Origin of the sequence: Kineosporia sp. A_224 (assembly GCF_002198655.1) — a bacterium.
Lineage (GTDB): Bacteria > Actinomycetota > Actinomycetes > Actinomycetales > Kineosporiaceae > R-H-3.
On sequence record NZ_MWLN01000194.1, the window covers coordinates 1 to 22,450 of the forward strand.

Genomic DNA, 22,450 nt, shown 5'->3' on the forward strand with positions numbered 1-22,450 from the left:
CCCACCAGCCCCCGACCACCAGCGGAACAAGGAACTAGGAACCAAGAACCTAGACCCGAACCCCGACCACGAGATCATGCACGACCCCCAGCTTCGAGATCACCGGCGGCGTCAGCACGAACGGGTACAGGTCCCCCTTCCCCATGCTCCGGTTCACCGCGTTCAACGCGTACGTCAACGGCAGCCACGTCCCGACGACCGACCCGATCGTGTCGCCGGCGGCGGCGTCCTCGAGCGGCAGCGCGACGAGGTCCACGCCCGGCCCGGGCTCCTCGGGGCCGGTCACGACCATGCCGTAGGCCGCGGCCGACTGGAGCGTGTCGCGGATGTGCAGGTAGTGCGCGAAGGTCTCGGCCCAGTCCTCCCAGGGATGGGCCGTGGCGTAGGCGGAGACGTGACCGGCAGCCCAGCCGCGGGGCGGCCCCGTGGCGTAGTGCCGCCGCAGAGCCTGTCGGTAGTCGGACCGCTCGTCACCGAACACGTGCCGGAACCGTTGCAGCGCAGGGCTCTCGGACGCCGGGCCCTGACCTCCGGCGAGACCGTTGCCGACGAGACCGTTGCCGCGGACGAGCACCTGCCAGTAGTAGTGGCCGACCTCGTGCCGCAGGTGGCCGAGCATCGTGCGGTACGGCTCCCCCATCTGCACCCGCATCGCCTCGCGGTGCGCGTCGTGGCCCTCGGCGAGGTCGATGGTCACGACGCCGTCCGCGTGGCCGGTGACGACGGGCGACCGGGCGCTCGACAGCAGGTCGAACGCGAGCCCGCGGGCGTCGTCCGAACGCGGCACGACGGGGAGGCCGAGGTCGAGGAGCTGGTAGACGAGCCGGCGCTTGGCCGACTCGGTCGACGCCCAGACGGCGACGGCGGCGGCGTCCTCGTCGTTCGGCCTGGTCCGGGTGAGCCGGCACGACACGCACAGCCGCCCGGCGTGGCCGTCGTCGACGAGCCAGTTGCACCCCGCCGCGGCGAGGTTCGCGCACTGCACGGCGCTCCCCGACGCCATCCCCGACGCCACGTCCACCGGCACGAACCGCATGACCGCCGGCGAGAACCCCTGGGCGGTGCCGCACGAAACGCACACCGAGTTCTCGGCGACGAGAAGGTTGCCGCAGACACCGCAGGAGAAGGCACGCACGAGCGTCGACGCTACCCGCCGCCGGGACCCCCGCAGGCCCAGCGGCCCCGGGGGTGGCCCGCACAAGGGTGCCTCAGGGCACCCACACCGGGTTGACGATGCGGGCCGGCGCCCCGCCGCCGGCGCCGACGTCGAGCCGGTAGGAGGCCGGCCGGACGAGCCCGGCCCACACCGCGTCGTGGTCCGCGGAGAGCGTCCTGATGCCGTGGTCGACCCAGGCCGAGCCGTCCCACCGCCAGAGCCTCGCCGTCTGCCCCGACGCCTCCGGCGCGGCGACGAGGACGCGCCCCGAGACCACCCGCACCCGCACCTGGAGCCCGTCGAGCACGTCGACGACGTCGCCGTCGTACTGACCGGCCACGTCCGCGGTCGCCTCGACCCGCAGCGTCGGGCTCGTCATGAAGCGGCTCAGCGGCACCCGGCCGGCGGCGTTCGTCCGGACGGCGGTGCAGACCCTGCGGGTGTCCGTCACGCACAGCCGGACCGGCGTCGCACCGACGGGCCGCTTGTCGTACGTGACGCTGACGAAGCCGGTGACGAGGCCGCCGCGGCGCACGTACGCCGGGACCTTCACCGCGACGACCAGCCCGGCCGGCTCGGGCTGCGCGCAGGGCAGCCCGCAGCCGTCCCCGAGGGCGCGCTGCACGTCGAGGAGCCCGTAGCCCGACGAGACGTCGAACCCCTTGGCGCCGATGTCGAACGCGGTCGAGGTGATTTGCTTGGCGACCTGCTCGGCCTTCCACGCCGGGTGCTGGGCGCGCAGCAGGGCGGCGGTCGCCGCGACGATCGGGCTGGCGTAGCTCGTGCCCGATCCGTCGGTACGGCCGTTCCTCGGGGCCACGGACGTGACGTCCCAGCCCGGCGCCGCGACGTCCATCCGCGGGGAGCGGGTGGAGAACGGGGCCACGGTGTCGTCGAACCCGGTCGCTGCCACGGTGATGACACCGGGGTAGGCCCCCGGGTAGTGGACCGGGGACCCCTTCTCGCCGTCGTTCCCCGCCGCGGCGACGAGGACGACGTCCTTCGCGATCGCGTAGTCGAGCGCCGTCCGCAGCGCCGTCGACAGCCCTGGGCCGCCGAGCGACATGTTGATGACGTCAGCCCCGGAGTCCACGGCGTCGACGATGGCTGCCGCGAGGATCGCGTCGTTCCCGCTGCCCCGGTCGAACACCCGGAACGACCGGATCTTCACGCCCTGCGCCAGCCCGGCCCCGGCCGACCCGTTGTTCGCCTTCGCCCCGAGGAACCCCGCGACCGCGGTGCCGTGCCCGATGAGGTCGACCCCGCCGTCCCCGCCGGCGTTGAAGTAGTCCTTGCCCGGCAGCAGGATCCCGGCGAAGTCGGTCACGGTCCGGTCCACACCGGAGTCGATGACCGCGACGACGACCCCCGTGCCGGGGTGCTTCGCCCAGACCGACTCCGCCTTGTACTTCGTGAGGTGCCACTGCGCCGGGCGCCAGGTGTCGTTCGACAGCCCGGCCGGGCGGATCGTCACGCTGCGTTCCACGGTCGTCCGGTAGCCCGCGTACCGCAGGGTCCGGACGACGCCCGCGGCCTCCACGGGGGTCGTCCCGGTGAGCCGGCTGATGCTCGGGCGGCCCGCCGGGTCGACCGTCGTCACGGTCCAGTCGACCGCGGCCGGCGCGGCGGGCGGGACCGCGGCCACGGCCGCGGGCGCGCCGCCGACGACCGGCACCACGACGGCGACGGCGCACAGCAGCACCGCCGCGCGACCTGCTCGCGCACCCATCCGTGGTCCCCTCGTCCGGCTCCGCCGTCCCCACGAAGATCGGCGCCGGCCGCGGGCCGCTTGACCGGGGTCGCCTCACCGGCCCAGCGGGCCGTCACGCTCCGTCGACGGGACGGTCCGGACGGCGGTCGGTCCGGACGGCGGTCGGCCCGGACGGCGGTCAGCCCGGACGGCGCGCGAGCACCCGCCACAGGTGCCAGTGCTTCTCCCCCGCGTACGACCAGCCGTCCTCGTCGGTCTCCTCGAGCCGCTCGACGACGAGGCCGTCGAGGAGCGCGTCGACCGCGGCCCGGTCCTGCCAGGTCGTGCGGGTGCCGTCCCCGAGGCCCTCGGTGGCCCAGGTGTCCTTGGGGCCGAGGAGGTGGCACGCGACCCGGCCGCCCGGACGCAGCGCGCCGCGGACGCGCTGCCACAGCGCGTCGAAGTCCTCGGGCGGGCAGAAGAAGAGCGCGAAGCCGGCGTGCGCGAGGTCGCACGGCGGCAGGGCCGCCGTCCGGAAGTCCTCGACCCGGATCTCGACCCGGTCGAGCGCCGCCGCCGGCACCCGAGGCAGCAGGTGCGCCGGGAACGCCGGCGAGCCGTCGACGGCCGTCACCGACCAGCCGCGCGCGAGCAGCGCGAGAGTGTCGGTGCCGTCGCCGCACGCGAGGTCCACAGCGTGCCGACCCGTTGCGCCGGAAGGGTTCTGCGCGTCGTCCGCGTCGAACGCCGCGAGCGCGCTCACGAGGGTGTCCCGCGGCTCCCGCGACGAGACCGTCGTGTAGTAGCCGTCCCACACGTCGTCGGTCACCGGCTCGTCGGTCACCGGCTCGTCGGTCACCGGCTCGTCGCTCACCCGTCCACCCGCACCACGTCGACCTCGACCTTCAGCGTGCTCTTCGTCGCCTCGGTGAAGATGACGCCCTTGAGCGGCGGGACGTCGGTGTAGTCCCGGCCCCACGCCGTGACGACGTACCGGCTGTCCGCGGCCTGGTCGTTCGTCGGGTCGAGGTCGACCCAGCCCAGGTCCGGCACGAGCACGGACACCCAGGCGTGCGAGGCGTCCGCCCCCTGCAGCTTCGCCTTCCCCGGCGGCGGCTCGGTCTCGAGGTAGCCGCTGACGTACCGGGCCGGCAGCCCGATGCCGCGCAGGCACGCGACGGCGAGGTGGGCGAAGTCCTGGCAGACGCCCTCGCGCTTGCGGAGCACCTCGTCGAGGGTCGTCGAGACGCTCGTCGACCCCGACTTGTACGTGAAGTCGCGGTGGATCGTGCTCACGAGCGCGCCGAGCGCCTCCCCGAGCGGCCGCCCCGGCACGAACACCCCGGCCGCGTACGCCGCGGCGTCCCCGCCGCGGCCGACCTGCGGGGACTCCAGGAGCATGTCCCGCGCCTCGACGTCGACCGCACCGGCCGAACCGGCCCGCAGGGTCGACGCCGCGACGTCCCGCACGCCCTGCTCCCAGGACCGGTCGTCGAGCGCGCCGAGGTCGGGCACGGCGCGGGCGACCTCGACGGTGCTCACCGCGAGCACGTCGAGCACCCGGTGCCGGGTGTGCACCTCGAAGTACACCGACCGGTTGCCGTAGAAGTCGACGCTCTCGCTCGACGCCGCCGCCGCGGGCTCGACGTCGAGCCGGCTCGCGAGGCAGGTCTGGCCGGGGGCGCTGCGCGGCACGAGGTAGGCCCGGCCGTAGGACGACGAGACGTCGTCGCTGTACGTGTAGCGGGTCCGGTGCCGCACCTCGTAGGTGCGCTGCGTCGTCCGGGCCCGGTCCGTGGTCCTCACGCCTGCCACCCCGGGGTCGCGACGGGCAGCGGCCGCAGCGGCGCGGCGTGGACGAAGTGCGCCTGCTCCACGGCCCGCGAGAGCGCCGCGACCTCCCGCAGGAGCGCGTCGAGCAGGTCGCTGAGCGCCGCGCGGGCCCCGTCGGCCCCGGTCGCGGCGAGCGCCGCCGGGTCGGCCTCCCGCAGCCGGGCCCCGACGGCCCGCAGGCCCGTGTCGAGGACGGCGTTGCGCGGCGGGTCGGGCAGGTGCCGCAGGTCGGCCTCGGCCCGTTCGAGCTGGTAGACCAGCGACCGCGGGTTCGTCCGGTCGAGCAGGAGCAGGTCGAGGACGCCGGCCACGTGGGCCGACGAGCCGCCGCCGGTCCCGCCCGGTCCACCCCCCGGTGCTCCGCCGTACGCCGCGCCGCCGGCCGCGTGCCGGCGGCGGAAGGTGATGACGGACTCGCCGGCGACGAGCACCGACTCCAGGACGAGCGCGTCGACAGCGGCCCCGCGGCTACGGGCCAGGGCCGCCCGGAGCACGCTGACGAGCTGGAGTCCGCGCTCGAGCCGGCGGCCGAGGTCCATGAAGTACCAGCCGGTGTCGCGGACCATGCTCTCGGCGCCGAGGCCGGCGAACGCGAGCAGGCCCTCGAGCACCCGGGCCAGCGTCGGCTGCAGCGGCGGCTCGTCGCCCGGGGCGGCCGCGGCGGCGTGCTCTGACAGCTCCGCGACGACCCGCTCGATGCTCCCGAGGACGACCCACGTGTCGAGGGAGAGCTGCTCGCGGACCCCGTGCGCGACCTCCGCGGTGCGCCGGACGGCGAACCCGAGGGTGCCGGGCCGGGCCGCGTCGACGACGAGCCGCAGCAGCTCGCCGTGCGGCGGCTCGAGGGTCGCGCCCTCGTCGAGCGCGACGAAGCCCGGGTACGTCGTCGTCACGTGCGTCGTCGCCGTGAGCAGCACCGCGAGCGCCCGCCCGCCGACCGTCTCCGGCCGGCGGCCGTGGTCCTCGGCGAGGTCGTCGACGACACGCAGCAGCCGCGCGGTGTCCTCGGCCCGCTCGGCGTAGCGGCCGAGCCAGAACAGGTCCTCGGCGACGCGCGGCGCGAGCGCGGGTGCCAGCGGGGACGGCGCCGCGAGGGTGAGGCTGTCGGCGACCCCGGCGATCGCCCCGGCGCCGCTGCCCGTCGCGTCCGGGCTGAGCACCCAGACGTCCTTGGCGAGCGCGCCGTCCGAGCTCGACACGAACCGGCTGCCGACCCGGCCGGCGACCCGGGCGAGCCCGCCGGCCATGAGCCGGTACTCCCCGCCCTGCGCGACGGCGAACGTCCGCAGCACGAGGTGGCGGGCCTCCAGCCCGCGGCTCGTGACGACCGGGGCGGTGCTCATGTCGAGCGGCTCCTGGGCGCACCAGGCACCCGGGTCGGCCTCGACGCGGCGGCGCTGCTCGTCCTTGGCCGCCTCGGAGAGCTCCCAGCCGAAGACGCTCGCGCGGCCGACGCCGCGGCCGATCGGCTTGAGCACGTAGCGGTCGAGCTCGGCCAGGACGTGCCGGCGGGCCGCGTCGTCCCCGAGCCAGAGCGTCGGCACCGACTCGAGCAGCGGGTCGCCGCCGAGGAGCACGCGGCACGCGGCGGCGAGGAACGGCGCCAGGCCCGGGTTCTCCAGGACCCCGGCGCCGAGCGGGTTGACGACGGAGACGGCGCCGCTGCGGGCCGCCTCGAGCAGCCCGGGCACCCCGAGCCGCGAGTCCGGGCGCAGCTCGAGCGGGTCGCACCACGAGGCGTCGACCCGGCGCAGGACGACGTCGACGGGCTCGAGCCGGCCGACCGAGCGCATCCAGACCCGGCCGTCGCGGACCGTGAGGTCCTGGCCCTCGACGAGCGGGTAGCCGAGCAGGGTCGCGAGGAACGCCTGGTCGAAGGCCGTCTCGCTCGCGGCGCCCGGCGTGAGCAGGACGACGCGCGGCGCCTCGACCCCGGCCGGGGCGGCCTCCTGGAGCGCGGCGCGCACCGTGTGGAAGAACGCGCGCAGCCGCTCGAGCGGGGTGTCCCGGTACAGGCCCGGCAGCACCCGGGAGACGACGCGGCGGTTCTCCATCGCGTAGCCGGCGCCGGACGGCGCCTGGGTGCGGTCCGCGAGCACCCGCCAGACGCCGTCCGGACCGCGCCCGAGGTCGGTCGCGGTGAGGAACAGGCTCCGGGACGCCGTCGCCCGCACCTGGTCGGCGACCCGGAGGAACCCCGGGTGGGCCAGCACGACCTGCGCCGGGACGACCCCCTCGCGGAGCAGGACCCGAGGCCCGTAGAGGTCGGTGAGGACGGCGTCGAGCAGCTCGGCGCGCTGCCGGACGCCGGGCGCGAGCGCCGCCCACTCGTCGGCGTCGAGGACGACGGGCAGCGGGTCGAGCTGCCAGCGCCGGACCGGGCGCGCGGTGTCGCGCAGCCCGTCGCGGGCCTCGTCGGGCGTGCCGTACGTGACGCCGTCGTCCTCGACGAGCCGGCGCACCTGGGCGCGCCGGGTCAGCAGACCGCCGGTGCCGAGCAGGTCGACGCTCGCGGCGAGGTCGCGGCTCGCGGCCCGGACCGCGCCGTCCGGCCCGACGAGCTCGTCGAGCGAGACACCGCCGGGGGCGGCCGCGGGCGCCGTCCCGGGGACCTCGAAGAGGGCCGCCCGGGCGCGGTGCCCGACGTAGCCCGCGACGGCGCCGCCGGCCTCCGGGGAGGACGGCGCCGGCCCGCTGGTCTGTGCCGTCATGGCTTCATGGTGCCCGCTCGACGCAGGTCGAGCGTGCACGGGTACTCCCCTCCGGCGGGTCCGAGCAGGTCACGGGACGACGGCCAGGCCGCGACGTCCACCGGTCCGGGGGTGTGGCCGGTCGCCGTGAAGCGGGCCGCGCGGCGCGCCTCGGCCGACGCGGCGTTGACCGGGTAGGTGTCGTAGGACCGGCCGCCGGGGTGCACGACGTGGTAGGTGAAGCCGCCGAGCGAGCGGCCGTTCCACAGGTCCACGAGGTCGACGACGAGCGGGGAGTGGACGCCGATCGTCGGGTGCAGCGCGGACGGCGGCGCCCACGCCCGGTACCGGATGCCCCCGACGCTCGTGCCGGGCGTCGCGGTCGGCGTGAGCGGCACCGGGACGCCGTTGCACGTCACGGCGTGCCGGCCCTCGACGAGTCCGGTCACCGCGACCTGGACCTTCTCGACCGAGGAGTCGACGTACCGCGCGGTGCCGGTGCCGGTCGCCTCCTCGCCGAGGACGTGCCACGGCTCGACGGCGTACCGCAGCTCTAGGTGCACGCCCGCGACGTCCACCTCGCCGAGCCGCGGGAAACGGAACTCGAGGAACGGCTCGAGCCAGGAGTCCTCGAAGGCGATCCCGTGCGCCCGCAGGTCCTCGGTGACCTCCGCGAGGTCGGCGGCCGCGAAGGCCGGCAGCAGGAACCGGTCGTGCAGCCGGTGCGCCCAGCGCACGAGCGGGCCGGTGTACGGGGTCTCCCAGAACCGGGCGACGAGCGAGCGCACGAGGAGCGCCTGGACGAGCGCCATCTGCGCGTGCGGCGGCATCTCGAAGCCGCGCAGCTCGAGCAGCCCGAGCCGGCCGCGGGCCGAGTCCGGGCTGTAGAGCTTGTCGATGCAGAACTCGGCGCGGTGCGTGTTGCCGGTGATGTCGGTGAGCAGGTGCCGCAGGAGCCGGTCGACGAGCCACGGCCGCGGCTCGACCGGGGCGCCGTCGTCGTCGGTCTCGGCGAGCATCCGGCTCAGCTCGCCGAAGGCGATCTCCAGCTCGTAGAGCGTCTCGTGCCGGCCCTCGTCGACCCGCGGCGCCTGGCTCGTCGGGCCGATGAAGCGCCCGGAGAACACGTACGACAGCGCCGGGTGGTGCTGCCAGAACGTCACGAGACTGCGGAGCAGGTCGGGCCGGCGCAGCAACGGCGAGTCGGCCGGCGTGGGTCCGCCGAGGGTCAGGTGGTTGCCGCCCCCGGTCCCGGTGTGGGCGCCGTCGAGGTCGAACTTCTCGGTGCCGAGCCGGACGGCGCGCGCGTCGTCGTAGAGCGTCGTCGTGAGGTCGACGAGCTCGCGCCAGGACCGGGTCGGCTGGACGTTGACCTCGATGACGCCGGGGTCCGGGGTGACGGACAGGGTCTGCACCCGGGGGTCGCCGGGCAGCGGGTAGCCCTCGAGGACGACGGGCACGCCGACCTCGCGGGCGGCCGCCTCGACCCGGGAGAGCAGGTCGAGGCCGTCGTCGAGGGACTCCAGCGGCGGCAGGAACACGAAGACGTGGCCGTCGCGCTCCTGCACGGTGAGCGCCGTCCGGGGCGCCTTCTCGATGTCGACGACCTCGGCAGGCGGGACGTCGGCGCCCGCACCGCTGCCGGCCGGGTGCGCCCCCGGCGGGTACGCCGTCGGCAGCGCGCCGCGGGGTGCGAGCGGGTCCGCCTCCGGGGTCACCGGCGGCGGCGCCCAGGCGATGCTGTCGAGCGGCAGCCGCAGGCCCAGCGGGCTCGAGCCGGGCAGCAGGAACAGGTGCCGCCGGCGGGGCCGCCAGCGCGCCGTCCCCCACACCTCGCCGTCCTCGGTGCGGAAGAGCGGCACGACCCAGCCCGCGGGCACCCCGGGGTCGACGTCGAAGGTGCCGACGACCTCGGCCCGCCGGTCGGGGCGGCGCAGCGCCTCGTCGTCGGGGTCGGCGTCGACCTCGGGCGGCGGCCCCGCCGGGCGCCGGGCCTCGTCGAGCAGCACGGAGAGCAGGTCCTCGTACGCCGGCGCGACATGGTCGCGCGGCACGCCGAGGCGCGCGGCCATCGCGACCGCGAGGTCCCGGACCACCCCGGCGGACGACGCCTCGTCCTCGACGGCCGGGACGGGCGGCCCCCACGGGTCGTCGAGCAGGCCCGGGTCGCGCCACAGCGGCTCGCCGTCCGGGCGCCACGTGAGCTGGACCGCCCACCGCGGCAGCGGCTCGCCCGGGTACCACTTGCCCTGGCCGTGGTGGGTGACGCCGCCCGCGGCCCAGCGGCCGCGCAGCCGCTGCGCGAGGTCCGCCGCACGGGCCCGCTTCTGCGGACCGTCGGCGTCGGTGTTCCACTGCGGCGACTCCATGTCGTCGACCGCGACGAACGTCGGCTCGCCGCCCATCGTCAGCCGGACGTCGCCGACCTCGAGCAGGCCGTCGACGCGGTCGCCGAGGGCGTCGATGCGCTCCCACTGGGCCGCGGTGTACGGCCGGGTCACCCGGACGTCCTCGTGCACCCGCCGCACCGTGTTCGAGAAGTCGAACGAGACCTCGCACGGGTCGATCGCGCCCGTGATCGGCGCGGACGTCGCGGGGTGCGGGGTCGCGGACAGCGGGATGTGCCCCTCGCCCGCAAGCAGCCCGGACGTCGGGTCGAGCCCGACCCAGCCGGCGCCGGGGACGTAGACCTCGGTCCACGCGTGCAGGTCGGTGAAGTCGGACGTCGGCCCGCCCGGGCCGCCGAGCGGGTCGTCCGGGTGCGGCACGAGGTCCGGGGCGAGCTGGACGAGGTAGCCGGAGACGAACCGCGCGGCCAGCCCGAGCTCGCGCAGGACGCTCACGAGCAGCCAGGCGCTGTCCCGGCAGGAGCCGAGCGCGAGGCGCAGGGTCTGGTCGGGGGTCTGGACGCCCGGCTCCATCCGGACGCTGTACGCGACGTCGCGCTGGAGCCGCTGGTTGACGTCGACGAGGAAGTCGACGATCCGCCGGCCCTCCGCGGGCACCGGGGCGGCGTCCGCGAGCCAGGCCCGCACGAGCGGGCCCGGGCCCGCGCCGTCCGGCGTCCCGTCGGGACCGGGCTCGGCGACCCGGCGCAGGTACGGCTCGAGGTCGGCCTTGACCCCCGCGGGGTAGTCGAACGGGTAGCGCTCGGCGTAGTCCTCGACGAAGAAGTCGAAGGGGTTGATGACCGTCATGTCGGCGACGAGGTCGACGACGACCTCGAGCTCGCGGGTCCGCTCGGGGAAGACGAGCCGCGCGAGGTGGTTGCCGAAGGCGTCCTGCTGCCAGTTGAGGAAGTGCTCGCCCGGGCTGACCCGCAGGCTGTACGCGGTGACCGGCGTCCGGCAGTGCGGCGCGGGGCGCAGCCGGACCACGTGCGGGTGGACCGTCACCGGCCGGTCGAACCGGTACGTCGTGCGGTGCTCGAGTGCGACGCGGATCGTCATCGGGCGGCTCCCGTCGTGGCGTGCGGCGTGCGGATCCACCAGGTCTGCCGTACGCCGTCGGACGGGCTCGGGGATGGTGGCAGGCTACCGGGCCCGCGCACGGACGGGTCCACAGGAAGCTCCCAGGTTGCGCCCAGGCTCCCTGCTGGTGACCAGGTCAGGCTCGTCCCATGACCGAGCCCCGTACGTCCACCGCCACCCGCCCCGGCCGCCGTCCGATGCGCCGCGTGGACGGGACGCCCGTGCGCATCCTCGTCGTCGACGACGAGCCGTCCCTCACCGAGCTGCTGTCCATGGCGCTCAGGTACGAGGGCTGCGACGTCCGGACCGCCGCGGCGGGCAACGCCGCCGTCCGGACCGCCCGCGAGTTCCGCCCCGACGCCGTCGTCCTCGACGTCATGCTCCCCGACTTCGACGGCTTCGAGGTGCTGCGCCGGCTGCGCGCCGACGACGCCGGGCTGCCCGTCCTCTTCCTCACCGCGCGCGACGCCGTCGAGGACCGGGTCGCCGGGATCAGCGAGGGCGGCGACGACTACGTCACCAAGCCGTTCAGCCTCGAGGAGGTCGTGGCCCGGCTGCGCGGCCTGCTGCGCCGCACGACGCTCGCGGCCGTCCCGGACGACAACCTGCTCGTCGTCGGCGACCTCGCCCTCGACGAGGACAGCCACGAGGTGACCCGGGCCGGCGAGAGCATCCAGCTCACCGCGACCGAGTTCGAGCTGCTGCGCTACCTCATGCGCAACCCGCGCCGGGTGCTGTCGAAGGCGCAGATCCTCGACCGGGTCTGGAACTACGACTTCGGCGGCCAGGGCAACGTCGTCGAGCTCTACATCTCCTACCTGCGCAAGAAGATCGACGTCGGCCGCGCGCCGATGATCCACACCCTGCGCGGGGCCGGCTACGTGCTGCGCCCCGCCGAGCCCGCGGACGCGTGAGCCGTGCCCGCAGCGTCCCTCCGCCCCCGTGCCCACCCCTCGCGCTGGACGCTGCGGACCCGGCTCGTCATCGTCGTCGTCGCCCTGCTCACCGTCGTCGCGGCCGTCATCGGGGCCGTGAGCGTCTTCGCGCTCGACGCCTACCTCACCCGCCAGGTCGAGGAGCAGGTCCGCGCGGCCTCGACCCGTTCCGCCGGGGCCGGCCTGCCCGGCCGCCCGCAGAGCCAGCCGGACGGCGTCGGCGCCCGGGACGACGACCGCGGCCCGGACTTCCTCAACGTCCGCGGCCAGTCGGCCGGCACCGCCGGCGTCCGGATCGAGAACGGCACCGTGACGTCCCAGGCCGTGCTCGCGAGCGACGGCCGGGTCGTCCAGCTGCCCGACCGGGCGGCGGCCTCGCTCGCGGACGTGGCGGTCGACGGCCGCACGCACCGGGTGCGCCTCGGCGACCGCGGGGACTACCTCGCGCTCGCGGTCCGGACCGTGGACGGCGACACCGTCGTCACCGCGCTGCCGCTGGCCGACGTCCACGCCAGCGTCGCCCAGCTCGCCGTCGTCGTGACGATCGTCACCGCCTCCGGCCTGCTCGCCGCGGCGGTCGGCGGCACCGTCATCGTCCGGGCCGCGCTCCGCCCGCTCGCCCGGACCGCCGCGGCCGCCGGCCGGGTCGCCGAGCTCCCCCTCGACCGCGGCGACGTCACCCTCGACCCGGCCGACCTCGGCATCGACCGGGACGCCGACCCGCGCACCGAGGTCGGCGCGGTCGACGCGGCGCTCGCCCGGATGCTCGACCACGTCTCCCGCGCCCTCGCCGTCCGGCAGGCGAGCGAGGCCCGGATGCGCCGCTTCGTCTCCGACGCCAGCCACGAGCTCCGCACGCCGCTCGCCTCGATCCGCGGCTACGCCGAGCTGACCCGGCGGACGTCGACCGACCTGCCCCCGGACGTCGCGCACGCCGTCCGCCGGGTCGAGTCCGAGGCGACCCGGATGACCGGCCTCGTCGAGGAGCTCCTCCTGCTCGCCCGGCTCGACGAGAAGCCGGCGCTGCGGTCCGAGGCCGTCGACGTCGTCCAGGTCGTCCTCGACGCGACGAGCGACGCCCAGGCCGCCGGGCCGGAGCACGAGTGGGAGGTCGACCTGCCGGCCGGCCCGGTGCGCGTCCTCGGGGACGACGCGCGGCTCCACCAGGTGCTCGCGAACCTCCTCGCGAACGCCCGCGTGCACACCCCCGCGGGGACGACGGTGCAGGTCAGGCTGCGGTCCGAGGGCGGGACGGCGACCGTCGAGGTGGTCGACGACGGCCCCGGGATCCCGGCCGACCTGCTGCCCGCCGTCTTCGACCGGTTCGCCCGCGGGGACAGCTCCCGGGGCCGCTCGGCCGGGGGCACGGGGCTGGGTCTGGCCATCGTCGCGGGGGTCGTCGAGGCGCACGGCGGCCGCGTCGAGGTGACGAGCGAACCAGGACATACCGTGTTCAAGGTCGTGTTGCCCGGGACACACGGGGTGGCGTATCCCAGCGAAACAGGCAAACCTGGAGGTGGAACCGGCTTAGCCGCCGTTCCTGCGTCGACATGACGGAGGGCACCATGACCGCACGCACAACGGGGGGCTCACCGCGCCCCGGGAGACCCACGGGTCCCACGAAGCGGCCTGCGAAGCGTCCTGCCGCGGCCGCCAAGGGCACCCGCTCCACCGCTGACACCCCGCAGGTCGACGGCACGGCAGCACTCAAGCCGGTCCCCGTCGACCCTGCCGACGTCCCCGCGAGCACGTTCGTGCCCGTCGCGGTGCCGCCGATCGACGCGAGCGTCCTGCTCCGCGCGATCATGACGCCGCCGGTCGGGATCGACGGCGGCGAGCTCACGGACGCGCTCACCGGGGCCGTGCCCACGTGGCGCCTGGACGAGGAGCCGATCTACCTCGAGGTCGTCCGCGACCTCGGCGTGCCGGCCCTCGCCGAGGACACCGGCGGCACCGGCGAGGTCATCGTCGGCGAGGTCGTCGGCTGACCGTCCCGCACCACCGTCCCGACCCACCGTCGTTCATCGTGCGGCCGACGTGCCGCGGTCCTTCCCCACGAGCTCGAGAAGACGGCCGAGGAGGTCGGCGACCTGCTCCGGGTCGGCGACCCGGTGCCGCGCGCCCGTGACCCCTTCGCCGACCTTGACCGTGACGTCCCCGGCCGCGTCGTCGAGGACCGCGAAGGCGTGCTCGTCCGTCACGTCGTCCCCGACGTAGAGCACGCCGCCGTGGCCCGGCCGCAGGCCCAGCGCGGCGCGCAGGCGGCCGAGCGCGACCCCCTTGTCGATGTCGACGACCGACATGTCGACGACCTCCTTGCCGAGGGTCGTCCGGACGCCGGCCCACGAGCCCGGGCCCTGCGCGGCCTCCCTCGCCGCGGCCTCGGCGTCCTCGCGGCGCTCGATCTGCCGGGTGTGGAAGACCGTCCCCGCGGGCTTGTCCTCGACGAACGTGCCCGGGTAGCGGGCGCTGATCGCGTGCAGCGCGGCCGACGCCCGGGCCAGCAGGTCACGGGTGACGTCGTCGAGCGTCGTCGCGGCCCCGACGTCGGCGCCGTGCTCGTCGGCCACCTGGGCGCCGTGGCTGCCGACGAGGGCGGCGGACGGCGGCGGGCCGGCGAGCCGGCGCAGGTCGTCGAGGGTCCGGCCGGAGACGAGCGCGAGGTGCACCCCGGGCAGTGCGGCGAGGTCGTGCAGCGCCTGCGCCGAGGCCGGCAGCGGCCGGGCGGCGTCCGGGTCGCGGACGATCGGGGCGAGCACCCCGTCGAAGTCGAGCGCCACGAGGAGCTCCGGGCGGTGCGACAGCGCCTCGAGCGCGGCGTCGAGGTCGGCGGCGTCCGGCGGCGGCGTCATGGCCTCCTGCCGGGCGCGGACGTCGTGCAGCGAGTCCAGGAAGGTCCGCGCCCAGTGCGCGACGTCGTCCCGCAGGACGGTCCGCCGCATCGCGCGCATCCGCTTGCGGGCCTCGGCCGGGGGGCACCGGACGGCGCTCATGACGGCGTCCTTGAGCCCGTCGATGTCGTGCGGGTTGACGACGAACGCGCTCGTGAGCTCGTTCGCCGCCCCGGCGAACTCGGAGAGGACGAGCGTGCCCGCGTCGTCCCAGCGGCTCGCGACGTACTCCTTCGCGACGAGGTTCATGCCGTCGCGCAGCGGGGTGACGAGCATGACGTCGGCGGCCAGGTAGAGCGCCGCCAGCTCGGCCCGGTCGACCGTCTGGTGCAGGTAGTGCACCGCCGGGTGGCCGATCTGCCCGTGCTTGCCGTTGATCCGCCCGACGGTCGACTCGACGTCCTCCCGGATCCGCTGGTACTCGTCGACCCGCTCCCGGCTCGGCGTCGCGACCTGGACGAGCACCGCCCCGGGCACGGTGAGCCGCTCGTCCTCGAGCAGCTCGCCGAACGCCTGGAGCCGGTGCTGGATGCCCTTGGTGTAGTCGAGCCGGTCGACGCCGAGGACGAGGGTGTCCGGCTCGCCGAGCTCGGCCCGGATCTCCTTGGCCCGCTCGAGGACCTCGGGCCGGCGGGCGAGCTCCTCCAGGGCGGTGCTGTCCACCGAGATCGGGAAGGGCTTGCACACGACCGGCCGGGCCGCCTCGAGCCGGGCGCCGCGGCGGGCCCGGCGGCCGTCGACGAGGACGGCGTCCCCGCGGGTCGTCATGCCGATGCGGCGGGCCGCCCGCAGCAGGTTGTTCGCGTCGGCCGGCCGCTGGAAGCCGAGCAGGTCGGCGCCGAGCAGGCCCTCGAGCACCTGCCGGCGCCACGGGAGCTGGGCGAAGATCTCGTACGGCGGGAACGGGATGTGGTCGAAGAACCCGATGCGCAGGTCGGGCCGCGCCTCCCGGAGCATCTTCGGGACGAGCTGGAGCTGGTAGTCCTGCACCCAGACCGTCGCGCCCTCCGCGGCCTGCGGCAGGACGGCCTGCGCGAACCGCCGGTTCACCGTGACGTAGGAGTCCCACCAGGTGCGGTGGAAGGCCGGGGCGACGATGACGTCGTGGTAGAGCGGCCACAGCGTCGCGTTGCTCATGCCCTCGTAGTAGAGCTCGACCTCCTCGGCGGACAGCGGCACCGGGACGAGGTGCATCCCGTCGGCGTCGAACGGCTCGAGGGTGTCGTCGGGGCTGCCCGTCCAGCCGACCCACGCGCCGTCCCGGGTCTTCATGACCGGCTCGAGCGCCGCGACGAGGCCGCCCGGCGAGGGGCGCCAGGACGTCGACCCGTCGGGCTCCTCGCGACGGTCCACGGGCAGCCGGTTGGCGACGACGACGAACTCGTGCTGGTCCGGCACTCGGTTTCACTCCCCGACGGGTGGTTCTGGCGACCGAGGGTGACTACCCCCTGTCGACACTACCCAGCCACGCGCAGGTGAAGCGTGTGAGATGTGTCCTGACAACCCTTTTGTGCTGACGCTGCGTGACGCGCTCAGCGCACCATGTGCCACAGGATGAGGTTGTGCGCGTGGTGCGCCTTCTCGTTGCCACGGAAGGCCACCTCGTGGACGCCCTCGGAGGTCGCGACGGCGATCGTGCTCGTCGAGAAGAAGCCCCCGGTCCACGTGCGGTCGGAGACGACGCTCACCGAGATGATCCGCGCGTACGGGATCGAGGTGATCGCCACCTTCTTCCCGACGAAGCTCTTGTCCTGCAGGATCACCCGGCGGTCGGTGACACCGATGAAGCCCGTGCCCGCGCCGATCGCGTCGTAGACCGCGTACACGACCTCGCCGTCGAGCAGGCCCTCCTGGACCTGCTGCAGCTGTGCGCGGTTGTCGTAGACCGGCTCACGGGTCTCCTGAACATCGCTCATGGCGCACACTCTGCCACGCGAGAACGCCGGTCCTCGTGGACATCCGCCGCGTGTGCGGCGGGCGTCGACGAGAACCGGCGTCCGTCGGTGCTCAGCTGGTGCGGGTGGTGCTCAGGTGCTCCGGGAGGTCACGCCGTGCGGCGCGGGCCGCCCCGGTAACCGCCGGTGGACCGGTCGGACGAGCCCTGGTAGCCACCGGTGCGGCGCGGGCCGCTGCCGGGACGACGCCCGGCCGGGCGCTCCCGCTCGGCCGCACGCGGCTTGACGACGACCGGCTCGCCGGACGTCGCGACCTCGACGACCGCGGGGTGACCCGGGGCGACGCTGGTCACGACGGGCTCGACCTTGGCCGCGCGGTGGATCTGCTCGACCGCACGGGACTCCTCCGGCAGCACGAGGGCGACGACCGTGCCGCTCGCCCCGGCGCGGGCCGTGCGGCCCGAGCGGTGCAGGTAGTCCTTGTGGTCGTTCGGCGGGTCGAAGTGGACGACCAGGTCGACGTCGTCGACGTGGATGCCGCGCGCCGCGACGTCCGTCGCGACGAGCACCCGGGTGGAACCGTCGCTGAACGCGGCGAGCGCACGCTGGCGGGCGCCCTGGCCGAGGTTGCCGTGGATCGCGGCGGCCTCGACCCCGGAGCGGGTCAGCTGGGTCGCGAGCCGGTCGGCGCCGTGCTTGGTCCGCACGAAGAAGAGCGTGCGGCCCGGGCGGCCGGCCACCTCGGCGGCGACGGCGAGCTTGTCGTTGCGCCCGACCGTGAAGACCTTGTGGTCCATGGCCTCGACCGGAGACGAGACCGGCGCGACCGCGTGGACGGCGAAGTTCGTGAGGAACTTCTCGACGAGCGTGCCGACACCGCGGTCGAGCGTCGCCGAGAAGAGCAGCCGCTGGCCTCCCTCACGGGTCATCCCGAGCAGGTTCGTCACGACGGGGAGGAAGCCGAGGTCGGCCATGTAGTCGGCCTCGTCGAGGACGGTGATCTCGACGTCCGCGAGGTTGCACACCCGGCGGTCGATGAGGTCGACGAGCCGGCCCGGGGTGGCGATGACGATGTCGACGCCACGGGTGAGCGCGTCGATCTGGCGCTTGTACGACGAGCCGCCGAAGACGGTCGTCACGCGCAGGCCGAGCGGGTTCGCCAGCGGGGACAGCGCGTCCGCGACCTGGAGCGCGAGCTCGCGGGTCGGGACGAGCACGAGGCCGCGCGGGCGGTGCGGCGTGCGGCGGCCGGTGTGCCGGGCCGAGTCGACGCCCTTGCCGGTCGGCGCGTCGACGATGGCCGGGTCCGCGAGGCGGGCGAGCATCGGCAGGCCGAAGGCGAGGGTCTTGCCGGAGCCGGTCTGGGCGCGACCCAGGACGTCGCGGCCGGCGATCGCGTCCGGGAGGGCGCGGGCCTGGATGGCGAACGGCTCCGCCATGCCGCGGCGCGAGAGCGCCGTGACGAGCACCTCCGGCAGGCCGAGCTGGGCGAAGGTGCGCGGCTCGGGGGCCGGGGCGGCGAGCGCCTCGTCGAGCGCGATGTCGAGCGCGGTCTTGGCGGGCTCGCGGACCTGGCGGGGCGTGGTGCCGCCGTTCGGGCGGCGACCGCGGCCCGGGCCGCCGGAGCGACGCGGGGAGCCGTACGAGGACGAGCCGCCGGAGCCGGAGCCGTACGACGAGCCGTACGAGCCGGAGCCCGAGCCGTAGGAGCCCGTGCTGTACGAGCTCTTGCCGTACGAGCCGTTCGAGGAGGACTGGTTGGTACGGGGACGCGCAGGCGTGCGCGTCCGGCCCTGGGAGGGCTGGGTCATGTAAAGACAACTCCGTCGCTGGTGGTGCGTGGCAGGGGCCGCTACGTCAAACCCCTGACTGGCGCCCGCACCCTGGTTCTGTGCGGACATGCACCACCACGCCCGAAGGCGCTGTGCGGAAAGAGGATTCACACTGCGACTCGCGCGGACCACGATGCCCGCGCTTCCCGACGGCTCTCACCGTCACTCTCAGCCTACCAGGGTGCGACCGTGAGGCGCGCGGTCGTCACCGCGACGTCACCCGCGACGGCCCCGGCAGCGCTCTGACCAGGTCATTCGGCGGGCCAGCCGCCGAGCACGTGCACACGCCCGTCGAGCGACACCAGCCGGGCGGCCACGCCGAGTGACGTGAGCCACTCGACGGCGCCCTCGCCGCGGACGATCGCGGCCGTCGTCGCGACGTTCGCGTCGACGCACGACGCGGCCGCGACGCTCACGGTGCGCCAGGGCGTGACGGCGGGCATCGACGTCCGCGGGTCGATGACGTGGTGGATCTCCTGCCCGCCGCGGGCCCAGCGCCGGGCGGTGACCGAGGACGTCGCGAGCCCGCCGCCCCCGAGCAGGACGACGGACGACGGGCCGTCGGGGGTCTCGTCCGCCGGGCCGGGGCGGTCCTGGGTGCGCACCGGCCACCCGGCGACGAGGCGGCCGTCGGGCTCGGGGAGCACCGGGAGGTCGCCGGCGACGGCGATGTCGCCGCCGAGGCTCACGAGGACGCCGACGCCGAGCGCCGCGTGGACGGCGGCCGCGGCGCGGTCCGCGCCGAACGCCTTGGCGGTCGCGCCGAGGTCGAGGAGCACCCCGTCGGGGACGGTCACGGTGCCGGCGGCCCGGTCGACGACGACCTGGGTCCATGCGGCGGACCGGCGGACGGTGACCTTCACGGCGGGGCCGGTGCCCGGGACCGCGGCGAACGTGCGGTCGTAGCCGAGGTCCACGAGCACGCCGCCGAGGGTCGGGTCGACGTCGCCGCCGGTGCGGCGGGCCGCGTCGAGGGCCACCTCGAGCGCGTCGAGCAAGAGGGGGCCGACGGCGACCGGACGGCCGGCGCCGGCGTTCACGCGCTCGAGGTCGGAGTCCGGGCGGAACCGGCTCGCGGCGAGGTCGAGCGCCTCGACGTGCTCGGTGACGATCCGGGACGCCGCGTCGAGCGCGTCCGGGTCGGTGACGACGACGCGGACGTCGCAGCCGATGGCGCGCCACTGCGCGGCGGCGACCCCGGGCACCGGGGCGGCGGGCGCCGGGGCGGCCTGGGTCGCCGTCATCACGAACCGCTCGTCGACGCGACGCTGCTCTGGTTCGACGAGGACACGCTCGAGGACGTGCCGCTCGTGGTGCCCGAGGTGTTCGACGAGGTGTTCGACGAGGCGTTCGACGAGGCGTTCGACGAGGTGTCGGACGACGTGCCCGACGCGGTCGTGCCGGACGACGTCGAGGCGGTCGTCGCGCCGCTCGCCGAGGTGGCGACGACGGCGGCACCGGTCCCGACGAGGGCGGCGACCGCGAACGCCGCGGTGACGCCACCGACACGGCGGCGGGCGCCGTCCCGCTCGCGGACCCGGCGCTCGACGGCCGGGCGGTGCGCGGCGTCGTAGGGCTGGGCCGGGTAGGCGTGCTGCGGCTGGTGCGAGACCGGGGCGAAGCCCTGCGGCGCACCGTGGCCGACGTGCGGCCGGTGCGGCTGTGCGGGGTCGTACGGCTGGGACTGGGGCTGGGGCTGCCGGGGCTGCCGGCCCTGCTGGGAGAGGACGGCCCACCCCTGGCCCGGGGTGGGCCGGGAGTCGTCGCCGGAGGGGGTCCCGCTGATCCGAGGAGGTCGTGTCGTCATGGGAAGAACAGTGCGTCCGGAGTCTGGGCGTCCGCTGTGAGACGGGTATGGCCCACGTATGGCCGGGTCAACGCCCGGCAAACCCTGCGGGCGCCCGGCTCCTAGAGTCGGGCCGAGCCACCCGCCGCGCGGCCCGCCCGGTCGCCACGCCCCGAGGAGACCCGATGCCCAGCCCCGACCGCCGCGACCCCGCGACCGACCCGGACGGCGCCCTGTTCGCCCGCGGGGACGCCGTCCGCCGGGCCGTCCTCGGCGATGCGCACGTGGACCGCTCGCACGCGAACGCGGACCCGTTCACCGAGGACTTCGTCGACCACATCACCCGGTACGCCTGGGGCGCGGTCTGGGGCCGGCCGGGCCTGTCCCGGCGGGAGCGCAGCCTCGTCACCCTCGCCCTGCTCGCCGGGCTGTACCGCCCCGAGGAGCTTCCCCTGCACGTCCGCGGCGCGCTGACCAACGGCGTCACGCCGGACGAGATCAAGGAGGTGCTCCTGCACACCGCGGTCTACGCGGGCGTCCCGGCGGCGAACACGGCGTTCGCGGTGGCACGGCAGGTGCTCGCGGAGGCGGCCGCGGAGGCGCCCGCCGACGGGACCGGGCCGGGCGGGCCGGTCNTCTACGCGGGCGTCCCGTCGGCGGGCCGGGCGGGCCGGTCAGCTGACCTGCGCCGCGGTCCGCACCAGGCCGCTGCTCTGCACGCGCCCGGCGGCGAGGTTCGTGAGCTCCGCGGCGAGCGAGACCGCGGAGGCGGTGCCGGCCGGGTCGTGGACCTCGACGCTGACGATGACGTCACCGACCCGGACCGCGGCCCGGACGACCCCGCTGCTCGCGTCCCCGAACGTCGCCAGCCACCGCTCGTCCCCGACCAGCCGGCGGGCCGAGACCGGTGCGGGCGGCTCCATCCAGCGGCAGACGCCCGTGTTGTCGACGACCTCCGCGAAGTGCCCGGACGCCGTCCCCGGCACCCATCCCGTCACGGTGAGCGTCACGGTGAGCTGGTCGGACCGGTTGCTGTCCTCCTCGGCCCACGACCACGAGTTCGCGGCGACGGGGGCCCGGGCCGGGGTGTACGTCCCGCAGCCCTGGCCGGAGACGACGGAGACGAAGCGGTAGTCCCCCACCTCGAGGAGCTGCAGCAGCGGCCGGGGGAAGTCCCGGGCGGTGTAGTTCACGGTCCTCGGGACGCGGTAGGCGACGTCCAGCCCGCTGTCGCTCCCGAGCACCCGGGTCAGCGGGACGACGGTCGCGGGCGGCCCCTGCTCCGGCGGCGGGACGGCGGCGTCCGCGGCGGGTACGGAGGTCGAGGGGTCCGGGGTCCGCGTCCCGGAGCGGGACCGGTTCGGTGCGGAGGCGGGAGCGGACGTCGCAGCCGTCGCCGCGGCCACCGCGACCCGGCGGCGCACGGCCGCCCGGCGGATCCCGGCCCGGGTCCCGGTCGCGAGCCGGGCGACGTCGACGAGCCCGTCGTCGAGGCCGCCCGCGAGGGCCCGTTCGAGCCGGGCGGCGACCTCGGCCTCGACCTCCGGCGGCAGCGAGGGGTTCCGGCGGCTCATCGCAGCATCTCCTGGTGCTCGGTCATCATGGCGCGCAGCGAGGCGAGCCCGCGGTGGACGTTGCTCCGGACGGTCTGGACGCTCGTCCCCATGACGGCGGCCACCTCGGCGTCGGGCAGGCCCTCGTAGTGCCTCAGGACGAGGACGGCGCGCTGCTTGGCGGGCAGCCGCCGCAGCAGGGAGAGCATGAGCTCGCGCTCGTCGACCCGGTGCGACTCGTCGGGCGCGGCGCCGCGGTGGTCCACGACGAGCGACAGCGCGTCGTCCGGCACGGAGCGCTCGCGCCGGGCTGCGCGCCGCCAGAACGAGGTGCACGCGTTGACGAGCATCCGGCGCACGTAGGCGTCCGGGACCTCCTGCCGCACGATCGTGTCCCAGTGCCGGTGCACCTTGACGAGCACGTCCTGGACGACGTCCTCGGCGTGCTGCGGGTCCCGCAGCAGCCCCCGCGCCGAGCGCACGAGCGTCGCGGCCCGCGCCGCGACGAACGCGTCGAAGTCGTCCGACGCGGACCACTGCGGTGGTCCTGCCGGGGTGTCCCGTCCGGCACGGGACGTCGCGGGGCGCCCCACGAAGGGACGCCGCACCACCACCCCCGAGGCATCGCTCATGCCTGCATGACGCGCGGCCCCGGTCACAGGATTGCACCGGCCGCGCAACTTTCGTGATCGGCTCCCCGCCGGTGCGCGCCGGCACGC

17 protein-coding genes are annotated in these 22,450 nt (G+C 75.6%); 4 read left to right on the top strand and 13 right to left on the bottom strand.

The features are described from left to right. Positions 1-49: 49 nt before the first annotated feature. The 6 genes from EDJALFJO_RS21970 to EDJALFJO_RS21995 form a co-directional block, all read right to left on the bottom strand. Positions 50-1,135, bottom strand: a complete 1,086-nt coding sequence (locus tag EDJALFJO_RS21970; RefSeq protein WP_088288459.1) for a putative zinc-binding metallopeptidase — start codon at positions 1,133-1,135, stop codon at positions 50-52. Between the two features lie 73 nt (positions 1,136-1,208). Then, the gene (locus tag EDJALFJO_RS21975) at positions 1,209-2,885 is read right to left on the bottom strand and encodes a S8 family serine peptidase (RefSeq protein ID WP_088288460.1); all 1,677 of its coding nucleotides are present in this window, start codon (positions 2,883-2,885) and stop codon (positions 1,209-1,211) included. 160 nt (positions 2,886-3,045) lie between these two features. Next, a complete protein-coding gene (locus EDJALFJO_RS21980) occupies positions 3,046-3,720 on the bottom strand; it encodes a trans-aconitate 2-methyltransferase (RefSeq protein ID WP_158220523.1) in 675 nt (224 codons plus the stop codon). Further along, positions 3,717-4,652, bottom strand: coding sequence for a transglutaminase family protein (locus tag EDJALFJO_RS21985; RefSeq protein WP_088288556.1), 936 nt, complete (start codon positions 4,650-4,652; stop codon positions 3,717-3,719). The genes EDJALFJO_RS21980 and EDJALFJO_RS21985 overlap by 4 nt, the downstream gene beginning before the upstream one ends. Beyond that, complete coding sequence (locus EDJALFJO_RS21990; RefSeq protein ID WP_088288462.1) at positions 4,649-7,390, bottom strand: circularly permuted type 2 ATP-grasp protein; 2,742 nt, start codon at positions 7,388-7,390, stop codon at positions 4,649-4,651. The genes EDJALFJO_RS21985 and EDJALFJO_RS21990 overlap by 4 nt, the downstream gene beginning before the upstream one ends. Continuing rightward, on the bottom strand, positions 7,387-10,818 hold the full coding sequence (locus EDJALFJO_RS21995; RefSeq protein WP_088288463.1) for a DUF2126 domain-containing protein: 3,432 nt from the start codon (positions 10,816-10,818) through the stop codon (positions 7,387-7,389). The genes EDJALFJO_RS21990 and EDJALFJO_RS21995 overlap by 4 nt, the downstream gene beginning before the upstream one ends. Positions 10,819-10,988: 170 nt before the next feature. Here EDJALFJO_RS21995 and EDJALFJO_RS22000 point away from each other — a divergent pair, with 170 nt between their 5' ends. From EDJALFJO_RS22000 to EDJALFJO_RS22010, 3 genes are read left to right on the top strand one after another with little or no spacing between them, the layout of a single operon-like run. Further along, a complete protein-coding gene (locus tag EDJALFJO_RS22000; protein WP_369812569.1) occupies positions 10,989-11,753 on the top strand; it encodes a response regulator transcription factor in 765 nt (254 codons plus the stop codon). A 3-nt stretch (positions 11,754-11,756) separates the two neighbouring features. Beyond that, complete coding sequence (locus EDJALFJO_RS22005) at positions 11,757-13,328, top strand: cell wall metabolism sensor histidine kinase WalK (protein ID WP_088288464.1); 1,572 nt, start codon at positions 11,757-11,759, stop codon at positions 13,326-13,328. Between the two features lie 11 nt (positions 13,329-13,339). Next, a complete protein-coding gene (locus tag EDJALFJO_RS22010; RefSeq protein ID WP_143448700.1) occupies positions 13,340-13,762 on the top strand; it encodes a hypothetical protein in 423 nt (140 codons plus the stop codon). 33 nt (positions 13,763-13,795) lie between these two features. Here the strand turns inward: EDJALFJO_RS22010 and EDJALFJO_RS22015 are convergent, their stop codons facing one another. The 5 genes from EDJALFJO_RS22015 to EDJALFJO_RS22035 form a co-directional block, all read right to left on the bottom strand. Then, a complete protein-coding gene (locus EDJALFJO_RS22015; protein WP_088288466.1) occupies positions 13,796-16,063 on the bottom strand; it encodes a bifunctional alpha,alpha-trehalose-phosphate synthase (UDP-forming)/trehalose-phosphatase in 2,268 nt (755 codons plus the stop codon). Positions 16,064-16,197: 134 nt separating this feature from the next. Continuing rightward, complete coding sequence (locus EDJALFJO_RS22020; RefSeq protein WP_088288467.1) at positions 16,198-16,581, bottom strand: PH domain-containing protein; 384 nt, start codon at positions 16,579-16,581, stop codon at positions 16,198-16,200. Between the two features lie 128 nt (positions 16,582-16,709). Further along, positions 16,710-18,371 (bottom strand): DEAD/DEAH box helicase, encoded by a 1,662-nt coding sequence (locus EDJALFJO_RS22025; RefSeq protein ID WP_088288468.1) that lies wholly within the window; start codon positions 18,369-18,371, stop codon positions 16,710-16,712. A 272-nt stretch (positions 18,372-18,643) separates the two neighbouring features. Then, on the bottom strand, positions 18,644-19,636 hold the full coding sequence (locus EDJALFJO_RS22030; protein WP_088288558.1) for an FAD:protein FMN transferase: 993 nt from the start codon (positions 19,634-19,636) through the stop codon (positions 18,644-18,646). After that, the gene (locus tag EDJALFJO_RS22035) at positions 19,636-20,199 is read right to left on the bottom strand and encodes a hypothetical protein (RefSeq protein ID WP_088288469.1); all 564 of its coding nucleotides are present in this window, start codon (positions 20,197-20,199) and stop codon (positions 19,636-19,638) included. Before EDJALFJO_RS22035 ends, EDJALFJO_RS22030 begins: the two co-directional genes overlap by 1 nt. A 164-nt stretch (positions 20,200-20,363) precedes the next feature. Here EDJALFJO_RS22035 and pcaC point away from each other — a divergent pair. Next, a partial coding sequence (gene pcaC / locus EDJALFJO_RS35750; RefSeq protein WP_233149975.1) for a 4-carboxymuconolactone decarboxylase occupies positions 20,364-20,813 on the top strand: 450 nt, incomplete at its 3' end. 39 nt (positions 20,814-20,852) lie between these two features. On the opposite strand, the gene EDJALFJO_RS22045 is transcribed toward pcaC, so the two are convergent. Next, the gene (locus EDJALFJO_RS22045) at positions 20,853-21,752 is read right to left on the bottom strand and encodes a hypothetical protein (RefSeq protein ID WP_088288470.1); all 900 of its coding nucleotides are present in this window, start codon (positions 21,750-21,752) and stop codon (positions 20,853-20,855) included. Next, positions 21,749-22,363 (bottom strand): SigE family RNA polymerase sigma factor, encoded by a 615-nt coding sequence (locus tag EDJALFJO_RS22050; protein WP_088288471.1) that lies wholly within the window; start codon positions 22,361-22,363, stop codon positions 21,749-21,751. The genes EDJALFJO_RS22045 and EDJALFJO_RS22050 overlap by 4 nt, the downstream gene beginning before the upstream one ends. Positions 22,364-22,450: the final 87 nt, after the last annotated feature.

Bases quoted from the DNA above. Each gene is read 5' to 3' on its own strand.
- EDJALFJO_RS22000 (WP_369812569.1), top strand. From the start codon at position 10,989: ATGACCGAGCCCCGTACGTCCACCGCCACCCGCCCCGGCCGCCGTCCG.
- EDJALFJO_RS22035 (WP_088288469.1), bottom strand. From the start codon at position 20,199: ATGACGACACGACCTCCTCGGATCAGCGGGACCCCCTCCGGCGACGAC.
- EDJALFJO_RS22025 (WP_088288468.1), bottom strand. From the start codon at position 18,371: ATGACCCAGCCCTCCCAGGGCCGGACGCGCACGCCTGCGCGTCCCCGT.
- EDJALFJO_RS22030 (WP_088288558.1), bottom strand. From the start codon at position 19,636: ATGACGGCGACCCAGGCCGCCCCGGCGCCCGCCGCCCCGGTGCCCGGG.
- EDJALFJO_RS22050 (WP_088288471.1), bottom strand. From the start codon at position 22,363: ATGAGCGATGCCTCGGGGGTGGTGGTGCGGCGTCCCTTCGTGGGGCGC.
- EDJALFJO_RS22020 (WP_088288467.1), bottom strand. From the start codon at position 16,581: ATGAGCGATGTTCAGGAGACCCGTGAGCCGGTCTACGACAACCGCGCA.
- EDJALFJO_RS21995 (WP_088288463.1), bottom strand. From the start codon at position 10,818: ATGACGATCCGCGTCGCACTCGAGCACCGCACGACGTACCGGTTCGAC.
- EDJALFJO_RS22045 (WP_088288470.1), bottom strand. From the start codon at position 21,752: ATGAGCCGCCGGAACCCCTCGCTGCCGCCGGAGGTCGAGGCCGAGGTC.
- EDJALFJO_RS21975 (WP_088288460.1), bottom strand. From the start codon at position 2,885: ATGGGTGCGCGAGCAGGTCGCGCGGCGGTGCTGCTGTGCGCCGTCGCC.
- EDJALFJO_RS21990 (WP_088288462.1), bottom strand. From the start codon at position 7,390: ATGACGGCACAGACCAGCGGGCCGGCGCCGTCCTCCCCGGAGGCCGGC.
- EDJALFJO_RS22010 (WP_143448700.1), top strand. From the start codon at position 13,340: ATGACCGCACGCACAACGGGGGGCTCACCGCGCCCCGGGAGACCCACG.